The sequence below is a fragment of the Nocardioides panacis genome (assembly GCF_019039255.1).
In the GTDB taxonomy this organism is placed as follows: domain Bacteria; phylum Actinomycetota; class Actinomycetes; order Propionibacteriales; family Nocardioidaceae; genus Nocardioides_B; species Nocardioides_B panacis.
Genome location: NZ_CP077062.1, coordinates 2,107,045 through 2,125,161 on the forward strand (window position 1 = coordinate 2,107,045; position 18,117 = coordinate 2,125,161).

General features: G+C 69.8%; 14 protein-coding genes. 5 read left to right on the top strand and 9 right to left on the bottom strand.

What is annotated here, in order from left to right; translation table 11 throughout:
- Positions 1-171: 171 nt before the first annotated feature.
- The 5 genes from KRR39_RS10245 to KRR39_RS10265 all read right to left on the bottom strand — a co-directional run bounded on the left by KRR39_RS10245 (position 172) and on the right by KRR39_RS10265 (position 7,603).
- On the bottom strand, positions 172-1,632 hold the full coding sequence (locus tag KRR39_RS10245) for a DUF2252 domain-containing protein (protein ID WP_216941919.1): 1,461 nt from the start codon (positions 1,630-1,632) through the stop codon (positions 172-174).
- 352 nt (positions 1,633-1,984) lie between these two features.
- A complete protein-coding gene (locus tag KRR39_RS10250) occupies positions 1,985-4,582 on the bottom strand; it encodes a putative bifunctional diguanylate cyclase/phosphodiesterase (RefSeq protein ID WP_216941920.1) in 2,598 nt (865 codons plus the stop codon).
- A 3-nt stretch (positions 4,583-4,585) separates the two neighbouring features.
- Positions 4,586-6,205, bottom strand: coding sequence for a S8 family serine peptidase (locus tag KRR39_RS10255; protein WP_216941921.1), 1,620 nt, complete (start codon positions 6,203-6,205; stop codon positions 4,586-4,588).
- Positions 6,206-6,496: 291 nt separating this feature from the next.
- On the bottom strand, positions 6,497-6,847 hold the full coding sequence (locus KRR39_RS10260; RefSeq protein WP_216941922.1) for an STAS domain-containing protein: 351 nt from the start codon (positions 6,845-6,847) through the stop codon (positions 6,497-6,499).
- A gap of 168 nt (positions 6,848-7,015) precedes the next feature.
- Complete coding sequence (locus tag KRR39_RS10265) at positions 7,016-7,603, bottom strand: hypothetical protein (protein WP_216941923.1); 588 nt, start codon at positions 7,601-7,603, stop codon at positions 7,016-7,018.
- Between the two features lie 282 nt (positions 7,604-7,885).
- On the opposite strand from KRR39_RS10265, the gene arr reads away from it, so the two are divergent.
- Positions 7,886-8,320, top strand: coding sequence for an NAD(+)--rifampin ADP-ribosyltransferase (arr, locus tag KRR39_RS10270; RefSeq protein WP_216941924.1), 435 nt, complete (start codon positions 7,886-7,888; stop codon positions 8,318-8,320).
- Positions 8,321-8,584: 264 nt separating this feature from the next.
- On the opposite strand, the gene KRR39_RS10275 is transcribed toward arr, so the two are convergent.
- Genes KRR39_RS10275 through KRR39_RS10290 form a run of 4 tightly spaced genes read right to left on the bottom strand, consistent with a single transcriptional unit; the run spans position 8,585 to position 12,161 of the window.
- Complete coding sequence (locus tag KRR39_RS10275) at positions 8,585-9,472, bottom strand: TauD/TfdA dioxygenase family protein (protein ID WP_216941925.1); 888 nt, start codon at positions 9,470-9,472, stop codon at positions 8,585-8,587.
- Positions 9,473-9,496: 24 nt separating this feature from the next.
- Entirely contained in the window at positions 9,497-10,342 is an 846-nt protein-coding gene (locus KRR39_RS10280) for an ABC transporter permease (RefSeq protein ID WP_216941926.1), read from the bottom strand.
- Complete coding sequence (locus KRR39_RS10285; protein WP_216941927.1) at positions 10,339-11,130, bottom strand: ABC transporter ATP-binding protein; 792 nt, start codon at positions 11,128-11,130, stop codon at positions 10,339-10,341. The genes KRR39_RS10280 and KRR39_RS10285 overlap by 4 nt, the downstream gene beginning before the upstream one ends.
- Complete coding sequence (locus KRR39_RS10290; protein WP_216941928.1) at positions 11,127-12,161, bottom strand: ABC transporter substrate-binding protein; 1,035 nt, start codon at positions 12,159-12,161, stop codon at positions 11,127-11,129. The genes KRR39_RS10285 and KRR39_RS10290 overlap by 4 nt, the downstream gene beginning before the upstream one ends.
- Positions 12,162-12,432: 271 nt before the next feature.
- Between KRR39_RS10290 and KRR39_RS10295 the strand changes: the two genes are divergently transcribed.
- From KRR39_RS10295 to KRR39_RS10310, 4 genes are all read left to right on the top strand, one after another.
- Positions 12,433-12,807 (top strand): VOC family protein, encoded by a 375-nt coding sequence (locus KRR39_RS10295; protein ID WP_216941929.1) that lies wholly within the window; start codon positions 12,433-12,435, stop codon positions 12,805-12,807.
- A 78-nt stretch (positions 12,808-12,885) separates the two neighbouring features.
- The gene (locus tag KRR39_RS10300; RefSeq protein WP_254185657.1) at positions 12,886-13,935 is read left to right on the top strand and encodes an ABC transporter ATP-binding protein; all 1,050 of its coding nucleotides are present in this window, start codon (positions 12,886-12,888) and stop codon (positions 13,933-13,935) included.
- Positions 13,932-15,269, top strand: coding sequence for an ABC transporter permease (locus tag KRR39_RS10305; RefSeq protein ID WP_216941930.1), 1,338 nt, complete (start codon positions 13,932-13,934; stop codon positions 15,267-15,269). The genes KRR39_RS10300 and KRR39_RS10305 overlap by 4 nt, the downstream gene beginning before the upstream one ends.
- Before the next feature lie 59 nt (positions 15,270-15,328).
- Positions 15,329-18,079, top strand: coding sequence for a bifunctional YncE family protein/alkaline phosphatase family protein (locus KRR39_RS10310; protein ID WP_254185658.1), 2,751 nt, complete (start codon positions 15,329-15,331; stop codon positions 18,077-18,079).
- The last annotated feature ends 38 nt before the right edge of the window (positions 18,080-18,117 follow it).

The following is an 18,117-nucleotide window of genomic DNA, read 5'->3' on the forward strand; positions in this document are numbered from 1 at the left end:
GACTCTGCCAGCATCTTGTTCCTGAGACATCGCCACTCACACCCCAACAGCAGGGACTTCAGCACGGAACCATCGCGAAACTAGGACGGGCACCCGGCCGGCGACACCACCCGGCAGGGATGAGTTCGACGACCAGCGCACAGGTGTCGCGGGCGTAGGCGAGCCAGCGGCTCAGATGTTGCGCTCGGCCGTCAACCGTCCAGACTCGACGGCCTCCAGGAGCGCCGCGTGGTCGCGTTCGTTCTGGTCCGCGTATGCGGACGCGAACCGTGTGACCGCCTTGTCGAAGATGTTCGAGCTGCCCAGGTAGGCGGCGATCGCGATCCGGTCCCCCGAGCGTGCGTGCGCCCTGGCCAGGGTCCACCCGCACATCTCGCCGTACAGCTGCAGTCCGGGCGGGCCCAGACTCTCGATGGGGACGGAGTACTTCCAGTCACGCAGCTGGCGGACGTAGAAGTCACGCGGTTGGCCGTCCAAGCCGACCTCGGTGTGCTGCCATCCCAGGAAGATGTCGCTCGTGGCCTGCATCAGCCGCTGACCGGCGACGACCCGCTGCCCCTGGTCGGTGTACTCGCTGGCTCCCACGAAGCGGCTGAGCACCGACTCTTCGGCCTCCTTGACCTGGAGGAAGAGTGAGTCGGAGGTGTCTTTCCCCAGGAGCAGGATGATCCAGCAGCGGGTCCCGACGCTGCCCACGCCGACGACCTTCCTGGCCATGTCGGCGAACGCGTACGTCTCCAGCAGGAACCGCCGATCGGTCTCCAGCGTGCGCCGGTACTGCGTGAGCAGTCCCCGTACCTGTGCCTCGAACGCCGCGTAGTCCGTCGTCGATGGCAGGAGATCGTCGAGGGGCACCAGCAGGGGCGGGTCCGAGATGATCCTCGGGCGGCCGTGGACGACCCGGGTCAGCTTCGCCACCTCCTGCATGCTGTCCCTGGTCTGCGCCTTGGCGATGCCCTTGTCCACGAACTTGCGTTGTCGCTTCCTCAGCTGCGAGTCGAACTCCCGTCGTAGGTCGTCCATGTCTGCCCGCGCGTACCAGACGTCCAGATTGCTCATCCCGGAGAAGTCCCGCATCGCGGAGCGGTACCGCGCCACCGCCGCCTTGACGATGCGATGGCGATGCTTGTGAGAGAACCCGTTGTCGCGTGCGGCGATCTCGAGGCTGGTCGCGAGCCGCTTCACATCCCATTCCCACGGCCCAGGCAGCGTCTCGTCGAAGTCGTTGACGTCGAAGACCAGCCGGCGCTCCGCGGAACCGAAGATCCCGAAGTTGGACAGGTGCGCGTCTCCGCACGCCTGAACGCCAAGTCCCGAAACGGGTGTCGTGGCGAGGTCGCTGGCCATGGGCAGCGCCGCCCCCCGGAAGAACGTGAACGGCGACACCATCATGCGACCTCGCCGCACCGGCACCAGCTCCGGGACCCGGGAAGCCGCCTGCTCCTCCAGCAGACCGATCGGATCGGCCCGGTCCCGCCCCGGATCGAACACTGCATGACTCTCCCGGGGCGCCCTGTCCCGCGCAGACCTGCCCAGGGCTGCTCGCTGCGCCGGCGTCAGCTCCGCCAACGAGGTGCTCAGCCGGTAGCGCAAGCTCTGCAGAGGCTTGTGCGCCTCGGTCGCCGTGCTCATCATCGGATCCTTCCCAGTGCACTGGGGTCGGCGCGTGCTCAGATCCCGAGATCGTTTCGGCGCTCCCGTCTCGGGGGATCACCCAGCACGGACGAAGCTCCGTTAGTGAGTCGGTCGGCGGGGCCTCCCACCAGCGCGACGCCCCGGTCGTCCTTGGACGAGCACGACTGGATTGGTGCGCGCGGACGCTGCCCGTCGACCAGCCGCGGTCACAGCCGCCAGGTGCCGGTGCACAGGTCGCACCGGTACTCCCCGATGCTGACTTCCGCCAGGTGCGCGTGCCTCCAGATTCTCCGACCGCTCCAGGCGTCGTCCCGCGAGCGCTTCGGTCCGGTCAGTTCAGCGGTGGTTGTCAGGTGCCGGACACCGCACGCAGTGCCGGTGCTACCGGTGCTGCCGGGCCTGGGCGGACGTCGTCGGCGCGGGTGATCAGGGCGTGCGCCTGGTGTCGTGCCAGCCAGCCGAGGAGCTGGTCGGCGGGCATCGGGCGGGCCAGCCCGTAGCCCTGGTACAGGTCGCAGCCCATCTCGGTGACCAGCGACTTGGCGAGGTCGTTCTCGACACCCTCGGCAACGACCCGAAGGCCGAGGTCGTGGGCGAGGTTGACGGTCGCGCGCACGATGGTCGAGTCCGCGGCGTCCTTCTCGACCCGGAACACGAATGACTGGTCGATCTTGACCTCGTGGACCGGGAGCCGGTCCAGGTAGGCCAGGGAGGAGTGCCCGGTGCCGAAGTCGTCGACCGAGAGCCGCACCCCACGAGCCTCCAGCGCGCACAGCACGACGAGACTCCGGTCGAAGTCACGCATCGCGTCGCTCTCGGTGATCTCGATGACCAGGGCTCCCGGTGCGGTGCCCGTGGCGGACAGCTCGGCGTCGACGACCTCGACCAGGGCGAGGTCGGCGATGTCGGCAGGAGTGACGTTCACCGAGACATCGAGGTCGTGGCCTGCCGCGGCCCAGCGGGCGCGGTCGCGCAGGGCCTGTCCCAGGATGCTGTCGGTGAGTGAGCGGAGCAGGCCCGTGCGGTGTGCGACGGCGATGATCTCCGGTGGCGGCACGTACCCGAACTGGGGGTGGTCCCAGCGCAGCAGAGCCTCGAAGCCGGTGACCTGGCCGGTCCCGGTGGCCGCCTGGGGTTGGTACCAGAGCTCCAGCGTCCTCTCGCGGACCGCCACCTTGAGGTCGGCGGCGAGCGCGAGGCGTCGGGCGGTGGAGTGGCCGTCCTCGACCCGGTAGGCCTGGACGCCGCAGCGGGACGCCTTGGCGGCGTACATGGCGACGTCGGCCTGGGCGAGCACGTCCTCGCTCGAGCGCGAGGTGCCGTAGAACTCGGTGACCCCGATGCTGGCCGAGCTGGTCAGCTCCACTCCGAGCAGCGGTACGGGAGCGCACAGCACCTCGTGCAGAGCCCGTGCGTGGACGACCGCGGTCTCGGTGTCCATCCCCGGCAGGAGCACGGCGAACTCGTCTCCGCCCAGACGCGCCACCATCGCGCTAGGGGCCTCCGCGCCGGTGCCGATGAGGCGTTCCCCGGTCACCGTCAGCAGCCGGTCGCCGGCGGTGTGACCCAACGTGTCGTTGACGTCCTTGAAGTCGTCGAGGTCCAGCAACAGCACGGCCGCGGTCTCGCCGCGGAGCATGGCGGCCTCCACGGCGTCGGTGAAGGCGCGCCGGTTCGGAAGCCCGGTCAACGGGTCGTGCATGGCCTCGTGCGCGCGTTCGTCGGCCACGTGCCGCAGCCGGTCCACGACCCGCGCCTTGTCCAGCGCGACGGCCGCGTGGGCGGCGAGGGTCTCGAAGACGCGGAGGTCCTCGACGCTGAACGTCTCCTCCTCGAACGTCCGGTCGGTGACCAGCAGTACCGCCTCCACGCCCTCGGCGGGTCGCAGCGCCACCGCCACGCCGTCGCGGGGGGCGCCGGAGCCTGCGTCGGCGGCCGTCGTCTTCCCGGCCCGGCCGGACTCGTGCTTGAGCAGCACCGACTCCCCACCCACGGCGGCGGACCACCAGGTGTCGGCGCTGACCGCGCGCACGTCGTCGGTGACGACACTGCCGGCCTGCCAGGTGATCCGCCGGCCGGGCTCCTCAGCGGTGGGCAGCAGGACGAGCTGGGCGGTGGTTGCGTGCAGCAGCTCGGCGGCCTCGGACAAGATGTTGGTGACGGCCTGTTCCAGGTCGGAGGTGTGTCCGGTGGACCCGACGAACTGGTAGAGCTGCTGTAGACGGGTGTAGCCGCGCGCCAGCCGGATGTGGACCCGATAGCCGAGCACCAGCAGGACCACCAGGGCCCCGAGCAGCGGCAGCGCCATCGGGCGGGCCACCACCAAGGTGACCACCAGCAAGGCGACGCAGGTGTTCACCAACGCGGCCGGGATTCCGGTGCGGACGGCCTCCCTCAGCACCTCGGAGTCGAAGTGCGAGTCGGTCAGGCTGATCGCCGCGGTGACCGCGGCGGCAGAGATGATGTCGGTGACGAGCACGGCGACCACTGCGGCCAGCCAGGCATGCACACCGATCGGGTCCTCCCCGACCACGAAGATGGCGTGGTAGGTGAGCGACCCGAGGACCGCCTCGAGGGCGAACATCGCGACGTTGAAGCCCAGCTTGAGCCCGCGCAGCTTCGACCACACGAACAGCGCGAGCCCGGCTCCGAGCACGTACGCACTCACGTACTGCTGCGGCGCCAGGAACGTCAGACCGGCCACCGCCGGGATCTCGCGCAGCACGTGGCTGTGCGAGCTGCGCTCGGCCGGCAGGTGGATGACGTGCACCTCCGCCAGGGCGAACAGCGGAAGCAGGATGCACCAGGCCACACCCGGCACCGCGGCGTACGGGTGCGCGATGAAGCCGGGGGCGGCGACCGCGACCGCGGCCGCCGCCATCAGCGCCGCGAGCTGCCACACCCGACGCTCAGGTCGGGCGCGGCCTGCTCGCGTCTGCGAGGCCATCTCTCACTCGGTTCCGGACAGGCTGCGCCAGCTGCGCGCCTGCCACGACTTCTCGCGCCAGCTGCGGGCTGCCCAGCCCCTGTTCCGCCAGCTGCGTGCCTGCCACGAGGCGTCCGACCACGGGTGGGTGGCCCAGTCGAGCCCGCTCCAAGAGGCACCGGTCCACGTGGCCGCGGCCCAGTCGTCCTTGGCCCACGACTTTCCGGCCCACACGCGGCCGTTCCACGCACCGCCGGACCAGGTGTCCCGCTTCGCCGAGGCCGCTGCCCACGCCGTGCTGTTCCACGGCGAGCCGAGCGCGTCGACCTCACCGGACAGCACGTCCCCGTTGGCAGGGTCGATCACGTGCTCGCCGCCGCGGGAGGCCTCCAGGGACCCGGTGCCCGTGCCGTCCGGCAGGCCCGCACCGGCGCTGGCCGAGGGCACTTTCGCCATCAGTGCGGCGGCCACGTCGGTGACACCGGCGCCCATGGCCGGGTCCGGGTGCGCCACCAGCGGGTCGGCGGTCGAGATCAACAACGCCTTGACCTGGTCCGGGGTCAGACCGGGACGGGCCTGCAGCAGCAGTGCGATCTCGCCGGAGGCGACCGCGGTGGCCTGCGAGGTGCCGGACCCGCGGAAGAACCGGCCGGACACGTCCCCGGTGACCAGACCCTCTGGGTGCTCGGTGTCGACGTAGGAGCCGGGCACCCGCAGCGAGACTACCGACTTGCCCGGTGCCAGGACGTCGGGGCGGCGGGTGGCGTTGCCGCCGTTGGTGAAGGCCGCCACCACGTCGTCCGACTGGTCCGAGGTGCCTTCGTTGTCCACGGCACCGACCGCGAGAATGTGCGGGTCGACGGCCGGCATCAGCAGCGAGGCAGCGTCCAGCCCGTCGTTGCCGGCCGCGGTCACCACGACCAGCCCGGCGTTCCAGGCGTTCTCGACCGCGCGTGCCAGCGGGTCGACCTGCCACGGCTGGACCGAGGCGGTGCCGTAGGCCAGGTTGACCACCCGCACGTTCATGCCGTGGTCCTTGCGGTGCTCGGTGACCCAGTCCAGGGCGGCGATCACCTGGGACACGTCCGCGCCACCGTCGGCGGCACCGACCTTCATGTTCAGCAGCTGCGCGTCCGGCGCGACACCGGCGAACCCGGTCGCGTCCGGGTGCTTGGGATCGAAGCCGTCGTCATGGCCGGCGATGATGCCGGCCATGTGGGTGCCGTGCCCGTAGCCGTCCACGTACCGCGTGCCGGTGCTCTGCCCGTCGAAAGACAGGTCGGGGCCGTTCACGACCTTGTCGTTGCCGTCCAAGCCGGCGACCGGCGCGATCCCGGTGTCGATCACCGCGACCGTCACGTCCTTCCCCGTCAGCCCCTTCGCCCAGGCCGCCTGAGCTCCGGACCCGGACGTGACCGCCCACAGCGACCCCTGGTCCCGATCCGCACCCCAGACACCGGCAGCGTCCAACGCGCTCGCGGCCTCGCTCGCGCTGAGGTCACCCCACGCAGTGCCACCGATGCCGGCATCGGTGTGCCCCTTCGACTTCTTGACCGGCTTCGGCTTCGCCACCTTGACCGGCTCCACCTTGACCGGCTTGGGCGGCGGCGGTGTGGCCGCGTCCGCCGGTCCCCCGACGCTCACCCCCAGTGCCGCACACGCCAGCGCAGCGACCGACGCCCGGCTCTTCCACGTGATGCTTCTCCCAGCCTGAGACAGGCCCCCCAGTTGGCTCATGCCCCGAGGATGCGACACGTGGACCCTGTATCGCCACAATTGTCCGTTTTCTTTGCCAAGAAAATGACCGTGGGTGACTGCTCGCCGGTTGGCCACCGCACCTCGCCGTGTAGACGGCTCATGGACCGGCCCCACGGTCGGACCACCGCGCGCGGCCGTGGAGTCAGGCGAGCTGCCGTCGGGCGCTGGCCCGGCGGGTCAGTCGAGGGCCTCGGCCGGCTCGGTGGCGAGCAGGTCCGCCAAGGAGTCGTAGAGGTCGAAGACCCGGGTCAGACCCGTGGTCTTCAGCATCCGCCGCAGCATGCTGCTCGGCCCTACCAGCCGCAACGAACCACCAACAGAGTTCACCTTCTTCAACCCGCCGACCAGGACGCCCAGTCCGGACGAGTCCATGAACGTCACGTCGGTCAGGTCCACCACGATCCGTAGATCCCCGGCCGCCAGACACTCGCTCAGGGCATCGCGCAGACCCCCGACCGTGTACACATCGACCTCGCCGGCCGGCGCGAGAACCCTCAGACCACGCTCGGTGTGCTGCCTGACCACCATCGGCTGCCCTTCCTTCCCACTCACGCACTCCGCGGGACCTCGCGCCCGCAGTCGCCAAGCAGTCCACCGCCCGACCCCACACCCGGAGTGCGGGGGTCGGGCCCGTCACCCTTTTCCCTTCCACCAATCGGGTAAACCGCCGACGCGGCGTCCCCGGCGATGGTGCGCCTACTCGCCTGCCGGGGGCTCGATTGACGCTTCGTCCTCCTTGCACCGACCGGACGCCTGGTTGATCACACAGTCGTTGTAGATCTGCATGTTGGACGGCGAGCAGGAGAGCCGAGGCAGCCGGCTGTACCACGGGCATCGAAGTTCGAATGCATAGCGCGTGGTGGCGGTGGCACCGTTCTTGTTCTTTCTGTACACAGTCGCGATGTACCACTCCCCCCTCGTCGACTTATAGTTCGCCACGTCGCTCACTGCCATTTCGTCGAACTGCGAAAAATAGCGGCTGTACTCGTCCCACGCGAGCGGGCCGCTCGACAGACCGCTCTCTTTGTAGGAATCCGACAACCGCTTCCAGGTGCGCTCCGGCTGAAACGGAGCGCTGCTGTAGTAGGCGCCCAAGAAGGCGCGCGCCTTTCCGATATCGGTTGATTCGACGGGAGAAAAGGTCCCGAACGCAGCGATCAAAACGCTGGCGGCAGCAACGAGAAATGTGAGTACTTTACCCGTGCTTGCCCACCGGGACTTCACCTCGGGCAACGCATTCGAATGGCCACAGTGCGCGCACACAAAGTGTTCCTGGCCGGCCATCTGCTCATCGAAACTGCTCGATTGCGTCCAGGCAACCGATGGTGACTCTCGACCATCTACCTGTCTAGGCCACTGTCGGCCGGCAGCGGTCGGGGGGTTCCGCTAAACACCTCTCCAAGGCCACCACGGTCCGCCCGGATCCGCCCCTCATGCATTTCGCGCGATGACCGCCCATCGAGGAGTAGGGCAAGACGAAAGGCGCGGGTTGCATTACCCAGCCGGCGGTTGGCGTGCGTTGCCGACATCCGCTGGTCCGCGTACGCCTACGACTACTGTCGGCGCATGAGCGTCGAGAGGGAACCCGTGGCCTTCGAGGTGTACGAGGCCGGCGTCTACCTGCACGGCACGAAGGCGGATCTCGCTGTCGGCGAGATGCTGGTGCCCGGCCGCGAGTCGAACTTCGAGGAGGGCCGGGTGATGAACTACGTCTACTTCACCGCGACCCTCGACGCCGCGACCTGGGGCGCCGAGCTCGCTGCGGGTGCGGGCCGCGGTCGTATCTACCTCGTCGAGCCGAGCGGCGAGTTCGAGGACGATCCCAACGTCACGAACAAGAGGTTCCCGGGGAATCCCACGCAATCCTTCCGCACCCGCGAGCCGCTGCGGGTCGTCGGCGAGCTCGTCGACTGGGTCGGTCACTCCCCGGAGAAGCTGCGAGCCATGCGGGACGGACTTGACGCGATGAGGCGGCAGGGCGCAGCGCAGATCGAGGACTGAGCGACGACGAGACGGCCTTGCTCAACCGAGCTCGCGCCGGGGTCGACCCCGGAATCGTTCACACGCACCAGCGGAGCGTCTCAGCGGTGAAGTCCGCCAAAGGGTGGACGCCCTCCAGATCGGGTCTCTGCTGCAGCAGCGCGGACAGGTCGCGCGCCCTTGCAGCCTCCCGGCGCTGCCGCGCCGCATGGTCCTGACTGCTCGCCGGAGGGCTCGTGGACACGGCCGTGGGTTCGCAGCGTGACGACCGGTTGTGGACCACCGTCATGACGCAGGTCTGCCCTTCTCGCCCGGTCCGACCGGCCGGTCCCCCTGCAGGGTGATGCGTCGCATGACCCGGGTCTCGGTGTAGTCGCGGTTGGCGTAGTGCAAGGTGCAGCGGTTGTCCCAGATGCCCACGTCGCCGGCCTGCCAGCGGTGCCGGACGGTGTGCTCCGGCTTGGTGAGGTGGGCGTAGAGCAGGTCCAGGATCGCGCGGCTCTCGGCATCGGAGACCCCCACGACGTGGGAGGTGAAGCCGGGGTTCACGAACAGGCCCTTGCGCCCGGTCTCGGGGTGCACGCGGACGACCGGGTGCTCGACCGGCGACAGCCCGGTGACCTGCCGGCCGTCCCACACGTTGCCCTGGCCGCCGCGCCGCCGCAGGTACGCGCCCCACTCGCGGTCCCCGTCGTGCACGGCAGTGAGCCCGTCGACCAGGTCGCGCACCGGTGCGGACAACGACTCGTAGGCGAGCTGGCTGTCGACCCAGCTGGTGTCCCCGCCGTACGACGGGAGGCGGACCGCCCGCAGGATGGAGCCGAGCGGCGGTCGCTCCATGAAGGTCACGTCGGTGTGCCAGACGTCGGAGAAGGAGAACTCCGGGTCGGCGCTGTCGATGTTGTAGATCTCCGGGTGCTCGACCTCGGTGCTGGTCGCGACCGGGTGCCCGGCGGTCACGTCCCCGAGCCGATGGCCGAGGTCGACCTGGGCCGCGTCGTCGAGGTCCTGCCCGCGGAAGAAGATCACCTTGTGCTCGACCAGCGCCGCCCGCACGGCGGCGACCTGCTGGTCGTCGAGCGTCCGCAGGTCGAGGCCGATCACCTCGGCCCCGAAGGACGGGCCGAGCCTGTCGAGGGTCAGCGTCGTGGGCCGGCTCGGGGACTGGGTCATCAGGACTCTCCTTCGTGGTGGGGGTCAGCGGCGCGTGGGGTCGATGCTGCGGTGGAAGAGCCGGAGCAGGGAGTCGAAGACGATCCCGACGATCGAGATCGTGACGATCCCGCTCAGCACGAGTGGGGTCTGCAGGTTCACCCCGGCGTTGTTGATCAGGTAGCCGAGACCGGCGGTGGCCGCGATCAGCTCGACCGCGACGATGCTGGTCCAGGCTCCGCCCATGGCCAGGCGCATGCCCGTGATGATCGCCGGCAGCGCGCTGCGCAGGCGAACGGTGACGAGGGTCCAGAACGGCGTGGCGCCGAGGCTCCGGGCCGCCTGCTCGAGCTCCTTCGGCACCGCGTCGAGCGCCGAGACGGTGGCGATGATCATGATCGGCACGACGCCGACCAGGATCAGCAGGAACTTCGAGGTCTCGCCGATGCCGAACCACACGATGAACAGCGGGATGAAGGCCAGCGGGGGCAGCGGGCGGGTGATCTCGATGAGCGGGTCTACCAGGTGCCGAAGCAGCGGCACGGAGACCATCAAGCCGCCGACGGCCACCCCGATCAGCACCCCGACGCCCCAGCCGACCGCGATCCGGCCCACGCTGACCAGCGCGTGCTGCCACAGTGTGTTGCCGACCACGGCCGGGTAGCGGGTGCTCATGTACTCCCAGAAGGTCCTCGCGGTCTCCTGGACGGTCGGCAGAAGCACCGCGTCGTCCTTGAGGTAGGCCAGCGCCTCCCACAGCAGCAGGGCCAGCACGATGCCGGCGGCGCCGTACAGGAGGCGCGAGGGCGACGCCGTACGACGGGCGCCGGGCAGCGTGAGCTCGGCAGGCTCCCCGGTGGCACGCGAGGTGGGCACGGTCTGGCTGCTCATGCGTGGCTCTCTTCCAGCGCCTCGCGCACCTGGCGCTTGAGGTGGACGAACTCGAGGGTGTCGGTCAGCTCGAGCTCCCGCGGACGTGGCAGGTCGATGTCGAAGACGGCCCGGGTGCGTCCCGGCGTACCGGACATGACGCAGATCCGGTCGCCGAGCAGGACCGCCTCCTCCACGTCGTGAGTGACGAAGACGACCGTCATCCGGTCGCGCTCCCACAGGTGGAGCAGGAACTTCTGCATCGCGACCCGAGTGATCGCGTCGAGCGCGCCGAACGGCTCGTCCATCAGCAGCACCCGTGGCTGGTTGACCAGCACTCGTGCGAACGCCGCCCGGTGGCGCATGCCGCCGGAGAGCTCGTGCGGGTAGGCGTCCTGGGACCGGCCGAGCCCGACCGTGTCGAGCAGGCCGACCGCGCGACGCCGTACGTCGTCGCCGCGCTCGTGACGGGCCCGCGGTCCGTAGAGGACGTTGTCGAGCGTCGTGAGCCAGGGGAACAACATCGGCGTCTGGAACAGCACCCCGCGCTCCGGACCCGGCCCCTTGACCGGCACGCCGTCGACCGCGAGCTCGCCGCTGTCGGGCTCCGAGAACCCGGCCAGCAGGTTCAGCAACGTGGACTTGCCGCAGCCCGACGGGCCGAGCAGGCAGAGGAACTCACCGGGCCGGACGTCGAGGTCGAAGCCGTCGAGCGCCAGCCTCTCGCGGGCCTTGCGCGACCGGCCGGCGAACGACTTGCGAACGTTGCGGACCGAGACGGCGCCTTGCTCCGTGGCGATCGCGGTCACTTGTCGCACCCGTCCTTCAGCGCCTTGGCGGCGTAGCTGCCGTCGACGTGCGAGGTGATCTGGGCCGAGGTGGGGGCCGTCTTGGTGCGTCCCTGGTCGACCAAGAACTGACCGGTGAGCGCGTAGGCCTTCTCCAGCTCGCCGCCCTTGGCGAGCAGGGCGGTCTGGTCGGAGGCGGAGACGAACGGGATCACCTTGGTGGCGGCGAGCGCCTCGTCCGGCTTGGCCCCGACGATCTTCGCAGCAGTGGTGATGTAGGTGTCGGCGTCCGGGCCCGTGGCGACGGTCTGGGCCTTCATCACCTGGCAGACCACCTGCTGGACGACCTCGGGGTTCTGCTTCGCGAAGTCGTCGGTCACCCCCAGCACGTTGATCGACGGGTAGCCGAGCTTGGCGATCTCCTCCGCGGTCACCACCTGACGCCCGCCGGCGTTGTCCTTCAGGTCGATCGCCTGGGCAATCTCGACGTACCCGGCGTCGATCCTCTTGGCCTTGTACGCCGCGGCGATTGCAGCCTCGCTCGGGAAGCCGACGACCTTCGCCGTGTCCTCGAGGCCCTGGGACTTGAGCCAGCCTCGGATCTCGAAGTCCTCCGAGGAGCCCTGCAGCGCGCCGATCGTCTTCCCGGCCAGGTCGGCGTTCGTCTTGACCGACGCCGGGACGACGAGCTGGGCCGCGTCGTAGTAGAGGCCGTAGATCACTTTCAGCTTGGTGTCGGTACTGATCGCGCCCACGACCGGCGGGTTCCCGACCCCTGCCACGAACGGGAACGCGCCACCGCGCAGCTCGGCCAGGCCGGCAACGCCTGAGTCAATCGGGGTGAGCTTGATCGTGGCGTCGACCTTGTCGGCCAGGCTGGGATTCCCGGCCACCAGGACCTCGGGTCCGATGGTCGCGCTCTGGAAGTAGCCGATGCCGATCTCGGTGTCCCCACCGCTGGCGGAGCTTGCGGAGCTGGTCGAGCTGCACGCGGCGAGCAGGACGAGTGCGGAGCTCGTGACGAGTGAGGCGAGCAGGGGCTTGGTGCGCATGGTTCTCCTTGGGCGGCGGATCGGGGTCGGACAGGTCCCGCCGTCCCGAGCGGCTGGGTCGATTTACCGTGGAAGGCTAAACCCTATTGACTTACAAGACATTGAGGGACACGTCTCGTTATTCGGACTCCCGGGGGCCGGAGGTGGCCACGCGAGCGAGCCATGACCTGGAGCGTGTTCTGCACCAGTACTACCCCGAGGACGAGTGCGTTCCGCGCCACCGTGCCCCAGACTGAAGCGCCCGCCTGTCGTCACACAAAGAGGGGCTGCCGTGCTTGCCACGAGCGACGTGATCGCATTCGCGCCCACCACCGACTTGGCCAGGGCACGGTCCTTCTACGAAACCGCTCTCGGACTTTCCGTCGTTGACGAGAACGCCTACGCGGTCGTGTTCGACGCTCACGGCACGATGCTGCGCGTCACCGCCGTGGCAGAGGTAGCTCACCCCGGCTACACGGTGCTCGGCTGGCAGGTGACTGGCATGAACGAGGTCGTCAGCGGGCTCGAATCCCTCGGCGTCGTGTTCGCCCGATACGAAGGGATGGAGCAGGACGCCCATGGCGTGTGGACGACTCCGAACGGCGATCGCGTCGCATGGTTCACCGATCCCGACGGAAACGTCCTGTCCCTCACCGAGTTCAGGTAGACCTCCAACTCTGCCGCGATCCGGTCGTCCCTGAGGTGCGCGTGGTAGCCCGTACGTAGCCGGCCCCTCGCGCGCCCAATGCCCGCGAGCGGTTCGCCGCCCGTTCATTCTCGGTACCTCCCGCGGTCGAACAACCCTCCTAGCCTCGGCCGGGTCCTAGCGGGAGGAACCCCAATGAAACGGACCCCGGCCGCTCGGGCGCGCGGGATCAGCAAGTACTACGGCAACCTCGTCGCTCTGGACGGCGTCGACCTCGATGTCGAACCGGGGCAGGTCCATGGGCTGGTCGGTCCCAACGGCGCGGGTAAGACGACGCTGCTGGGTCTCCTCCTCGGCGTGGCGACAGCGGACGCGGGCACACTCGAGATTCTCGGCCGGCCGGTGGGACGCCCGCTCGCGATCGCCGACGGAGTCGCCGGCTTCGTCGACGGCCCCGGCCTCTACCCGTCGCTGACTGCCCGACAGAACCTGACCGCGGTCGCCTCGCTCCGCGGCATCCGCTCCGGACGTCCTCACCACGTCGACACCGCCCTCGAGCAGGCCGGGCTGACCGACGTCGCCGACGTGCGCGTGCGCGGCTACTCGCTGGGGATGCGTCAGCGGTTGGGCCTGGCGGCAGCACTGCTCACCCGCCCACACCTGCTCATCCTCGATGAACCCTCGAACGGGCTCGACCCCGACGGCACGCGCCACGTCCATCGGCTCATCAACGAGCTCACGGACGCCGGCGTGGCGGTCGTCCTCTCCAGCCACCGGATGGACGACCTGGCCTCGCTGTGCGCCGAGGTGACGATCCTCGTGACGGGACGAGTCGTCTTCGCGGGCCCGGTCGAGAAGCTGGCTGCGGAGAGCGGTGAGCTGGACTACAGGCTCCAGACCTCCGACCCGGTCCGAGCCCGCGCGATCGCCGCAAGCACGCCGCACATCCGCCTGCACGGACCCGCCCGGGATCGGCCACACTCCGAGGCGCTCGTGCTCAGCGGCCCGGTGCGATCGGTGGACGTCCTGGTGGCCCGGCTCGCCGACGCCGGTGTCGCCCTCCGCGGGCTGGCCCCGGTGATCACCCCGCTCGAGGCCGCGTTCCTCGCCCTCACCGGCGGCCAGGCCGACCCTGACGGTGCGGCATGACCACCACCGCGGTGCCGACCGACGCGCTGGACCGGGCGGCGCCGCTGCTTGCCGGCTGCCGGTTCGAGCTCACCAAGCTGCTCACCCAGTGGCGGATCCGCCTCATCCTGCTGGCCTGCCTGGTCGCACCCGGCTGCTTCGTCGCGGTCATCGGCTCGCAGTCGTCGCTGCCGACGGACACGGTCTTCGGTCGCGCGATGCACGCCACCGGCTGGGCCGGACCGCTGGTGGTCCTTGCGTTCGCGTGCAGCTGGGGCCTGCCCTTGCTGACCTCGCTGGTCGGCGGCGACGTCTTCGCGGTCGAGGACCGGCTCGGCACCTGGCGGCACCTCCTCGTCGCGGTCAGGTCCCCGCGCAGGATCTTCCTTGCCAAGGCGGTCGCCAGCCTCACCGTCATCGTGCTCTTGATGACCGCCCTGTGCGCCTCGGGCGTCGCCGGCGGACTACTCGCGGTCGGGAGCCACCCGCTCACCGGGCTCGACGGCCACACCCTCGCGTCCGCCGAGGCGGCTCGAGTGGTCCTGGTCGCCTGGGTGTGCGTGCTGCCGCCCACGCTCGCGTTCGCCGCCGTCGGCCTGCTCGGCTCGGTCGTGCTCGGTCGCTCGCCGATGGGGTTGCTGGTGCCTGCCCTGCTCGCCCTGGCGATGAACCTCGTGCTGCTGCTGCCGGTCCCGGTCGCCGTCCGGCTCGCGCTGCCGAGCAACGCCTTCCTCGCCTGGCGCGGCCTGTTCACCGAGCCCGCACGGACCGGGCCGCTGCTCATCGGCATCGCCGTCAGCCTCGCCTGGGCCGCGGTCGCGACCGCTCTGGCGTACCTGCTGTTCGTGCGCCGTGACTTCACCGACCTCGCCTACGACGGCGCCGGCCGGCGAGCCCTGGTCACGGCGGTGCTCCCGCTGGCCGCGCTCGTCGCGGTCACCGCCCTCGTCGTCGCCGCTGCCACCTCGGGCGCCGGGTCGGGTATCGGCCGGCACAAGCTCGAGGCCGCCCTGACGACCGCCTACGCCCACCTCTACCGGCTGCAGACCGAGCAGCTGCACCGGCCCGCGGTGACCGAGGCCGACCTGCACGCCAGCGCCGCCTGCGACAAGGGCGGAGACCGGGTGGCCGATCGCGGTCCCGGCAACGACTGGCGGTGCGTCGTGTCCTGGCGGCTGCCCGGCTCGACCGCCGAGGGCTCCGCGATCTACCAGCTCGACGTGACCGCGGAGGGGCGGTACGTCGCGGACGGAGACGGACCGAAGGAGGTGAACGGCTTCTTCTCGGTGCGCACCCCGTCCGGCGACGCACCCAACCCGCTGTGGCAGTTCGACGGCTACGTCGACCTGCTCTGATCCCGATCGTCTCCTGAAGGGAACCACCCACCATGCACGCTGTACGTCAGCGCAGACAAGTGACCGGCGTCCGTCCCGGGCTCCTCGCACAACCCAGGCTGAGGCTCGTCCTCGCCGGCACCGCGGCCCTCGCGGTCGTCGGCAGCGGGGCCGCCTACGGCACAACCACGATCTTCGGCGAGAACGTGGTCGGGCAGGAGTACGCCAACGGCCTGCAGATCTCCTCCGACCAGATCCTCAAGCCGCTCGGTGAGCGGCTGATGACGCCGTACGGCAAGTTCATGGGCAGCACGGTCAGCCCGGACGGCCGCTTCCTGGTGACCACCTCCAACGACCGCTCGGTGTCGCTCCAGGTCTTCGACCTCTCGACCTACCGGCTCATCTGGCGAGCCGGCACCGCCTCGGGCGTCAACCTCCGGCTCACCGACAACACCGTCGGCCAGGAGGGACCGGCGTACTCGCCGGACGGCGCGTACCTGTTCATGCCGAACGCCACCGGCATCAGCCGGTTCCCGGTGAACCCCGACGGCACCCTGGCGGCCCCGACCAAGTTCTCCCTCCCGACCGTCGACGGCAAGCGGGCCCTGACCGGCGGCCTGACGTTCTCCGCCGACGGCAACACCCTGTACGCCGCCGTCAACGGCCAGAACACGGTCGTCGCGATCGACCCGGCCACAGGCCTCACCACGCGCAGCTGGAACGTCGGCATCGCCCCCCGCCAGGTGAAGCTCGTCGGCGACAAGCTGTACGTCACCAACGAGGGCGGTCGACCCGCGACGGCCGGTGAGGCCACCCAGGACTCCTACGGCACCGCGGTGCCCGCCGACCCCACCTTGGGCACCTCCACCCACGGCACGCTCAGCGTCATCGACCCGACCGCCGCGGGCGGTGCCGTCGGCACGATCAAGGTGGGCCTGCACCCGACCGCGATGTACACCAGAGGCACGGTGCTGTACGTCGCCAACACCAACGACGACACCGTCTCGGTCGTGGACACGATCCGGGACCGCGTCGTGCAGACCGTCGCGACCCAGCCGTGGCGCGGGTCGAAGGTCGGCTACGAACCGACCGGCATGACGGTGCAGGGCGGCCGACTGCTGGTCAGTCTCGGCCGCGCCAACGCGATCGCCGTCTACAAGCTCGGGAAGGGCCCGCTCGACCCGGTCAGCTACGTCGGGCTGGTGCCCACCGACTACTACCCCGAGGACGTCTTCACCGTCGGCGGCGGGACCGTGGTCGCGAACCGCCGCGGTATCGACGCGCGCGGACAGAAGATCACGTCCAACCAGGGGTACGGCACCACACCGGCAACGGCGTACGGCACGCACGGCACCACCGCCTCGCTGACCCGGTTCACGCTCCCCAGTGACGGGACCATCCGCGACACGTACACCCCGCAGGTGTTCGCCCAGAACGGCTGGGGTGACGCGGACACCGACGTGAAGCACGCCAGCGGTGGCCGGGCTGTCCCGGCGGTGCCAGTCCCGCGGCGGATCGGCGATCCCTCGACCATCAAGCACGTCTTCCTGGTGGTCAAGGAGAACCGGACCTACGACCAGGTGTACGGCGACATGCCCGAGGGAAACGGCGACGCGACCCTCGCGCAGTTCGGCCAGCAGACGACGCCCAACCAGCACGCGCTGGCCCGCCAGTTCGGCCTGTACGACAACACCTACGACGTCGGCACCAACTCCGCGGAGGGCCACAACTGGCTGATGCAGGGCGACAACCCGGAGTACACCGAGTCCAGCGCCGGCGAGTACACCCGCTCCTACGACACCGAGGAGGACGTCCTGGGTCACCAACGCTCCGGCTTCCTCTGGACCGCGATCCAGGCGGCGAACCGGACGGCCCGCAACTACGGCGAGTTCGAGTACACCGAAGGCAAGCCGTCGGGCTCCTGGCAGCAGTACTACTGCGCGGTGAAGAGCGTGGAGAGCGGCGGTGACCCCGCCCAGCTCACCACCCCGGAGCTGAAGGGCAACTACGGGTCGGTCATCCCCTCGCTGAACGCGATCACCGACCCGCTCGCCCCGCCGTTCGACCTGTCGATCCCGGACGTGTACCGCTCCCAGATCTGGAAGCATGACTTCCAGCGGAACGGTCCGGCCGACTTCCAGATGCTGTGGCTCTCGAGCGACCACACCGGCGGCCCCTCGACCCCCCGTGCCGCCGTGGCCGACGGCGACCTCGCGGTGGGCAACGTGGTCGACACCATCTCGCACAGCAAGTACTGGAAGAACTCCGCGATCTTCGTGGTCGAGGACGACAGCCAGGCCGGTGTCGACCACGTCGACGGCCACCGGGCACCCATCCAGGTGATCAGCCCCTGGGCGGCCCACGGCAAGACGATCTCGACGTACTACTCGCAGATCTCGATGGTCCGCACCATCGAGCAGATCCTCGGCGCGGAGCCGCTGAACCAGAAGGTCGCCGCAGCGACCCCGATGTTCGACGCGTTCCGGTCCAGGGCGGACAACACACCCTTCACCAGGGTGCCCAACCAGATCCCGCTGACCGAGAACGTCAACCCCGCTCCCCTCTGTGGACCGGACTCGCCGGCGGGCGCGCCGGCGGCCCCCACCGTGGGGGCAGCAGACGCTCCGACCGCGAAGGCCTGGGGCACCTGGGCCCAGAAGCAACACTTCACCGGCCGCCAGGCCAAGGCCGACTACGCCCACCCCGAGCTGATGAACCGCTACACGTGGTACCAGACGCACAACTGGAAGACGCCCTACCCCGGCGACCCGAAGGTGTACCTCCCCGAGCAGGTGCCGGGCGGTTACATCCCGTCACCGGAGACCGACTGACACCGGCCACGCGCGCCGTAGTGGGACGGCGGCGCCAG

Excerpts from the sequence above, each read along its gene's own strand:
- KRR39_RS10245 (WP_216941919.1), bottom strand. The coding sequence starts at position 1,632 with ATGAGCACGGCGACCGAGGCGCACAAGCCTCTGCAGAGCTTGCGCTAC.
- KRR39_RS10290 (WP_216941928.1), bottom strand. The coding sequence starts at position 12,161 with ATGCGCACCAAGCCCCTGCTCGCCTCACTCGTCACGAGCTCCGCACTC.
- KRR39_RS10250 (WP_216941920.1), bottom strand. The coding sequence starts at position 4,582 with ATGGCCTCGCAGACGCGAGCAGGCCGCGCCCGACCTGAGCGTCGGGTG.
- KRR39_RS10275 (WP_216941925.1), bottom strand. The coding sequence starts at position 9,472 with ATGACCCAGTCCCCGAGCCGGCCCACGACGCTGACCCTCGACAGGCTC.
- KRR39_RS10305 (WP_216941930.1), top strand. The coding sequence starts at position 13,932 with ATGACCACCACCGCGGTGCCGACCGACGCGCTGGACCGGGCGGCGCCG.
- KRR39_RS10260 (WP_216941922.1), bottom strand. The coding sequence starts at position 6,847 with ATGGTGGTCAGGCAGCACACCGAGCGTGGTCTGAGGGTTCTCGCGCCG.
- KRR39_RS10280 (WP_216941926.1), bottom strand. The coding sequence starts at position 10,342 with ATGAGCAGCCAGACCGTGCCCACCTCGCGTGCCACCGGGGAGCCTGCC.
- KRR39_RS10300 (WP_254185657.1), top strand. The coding sequence starts at position 12,886 with ATGCCCGCGAGCGGTTCGCCGCCCGTTCATTCTCGGTACCTCCCGCGG.
- arr (WP_216941924.1), top strand. The coding sequence starts at position 7,886 with ATGAGCGTCGAGAGGGAACCCGTGGCCTTCGAGGTGTACGAGGCCGGC.
- KRR39_RS10265 (WP_216941923.1), bottom strand. The coding sequence starts at position 7,603 with ATGGCCGGCCAGGAACACTTTGTGTGCGCGCACTGTGGCCATTCGAAT.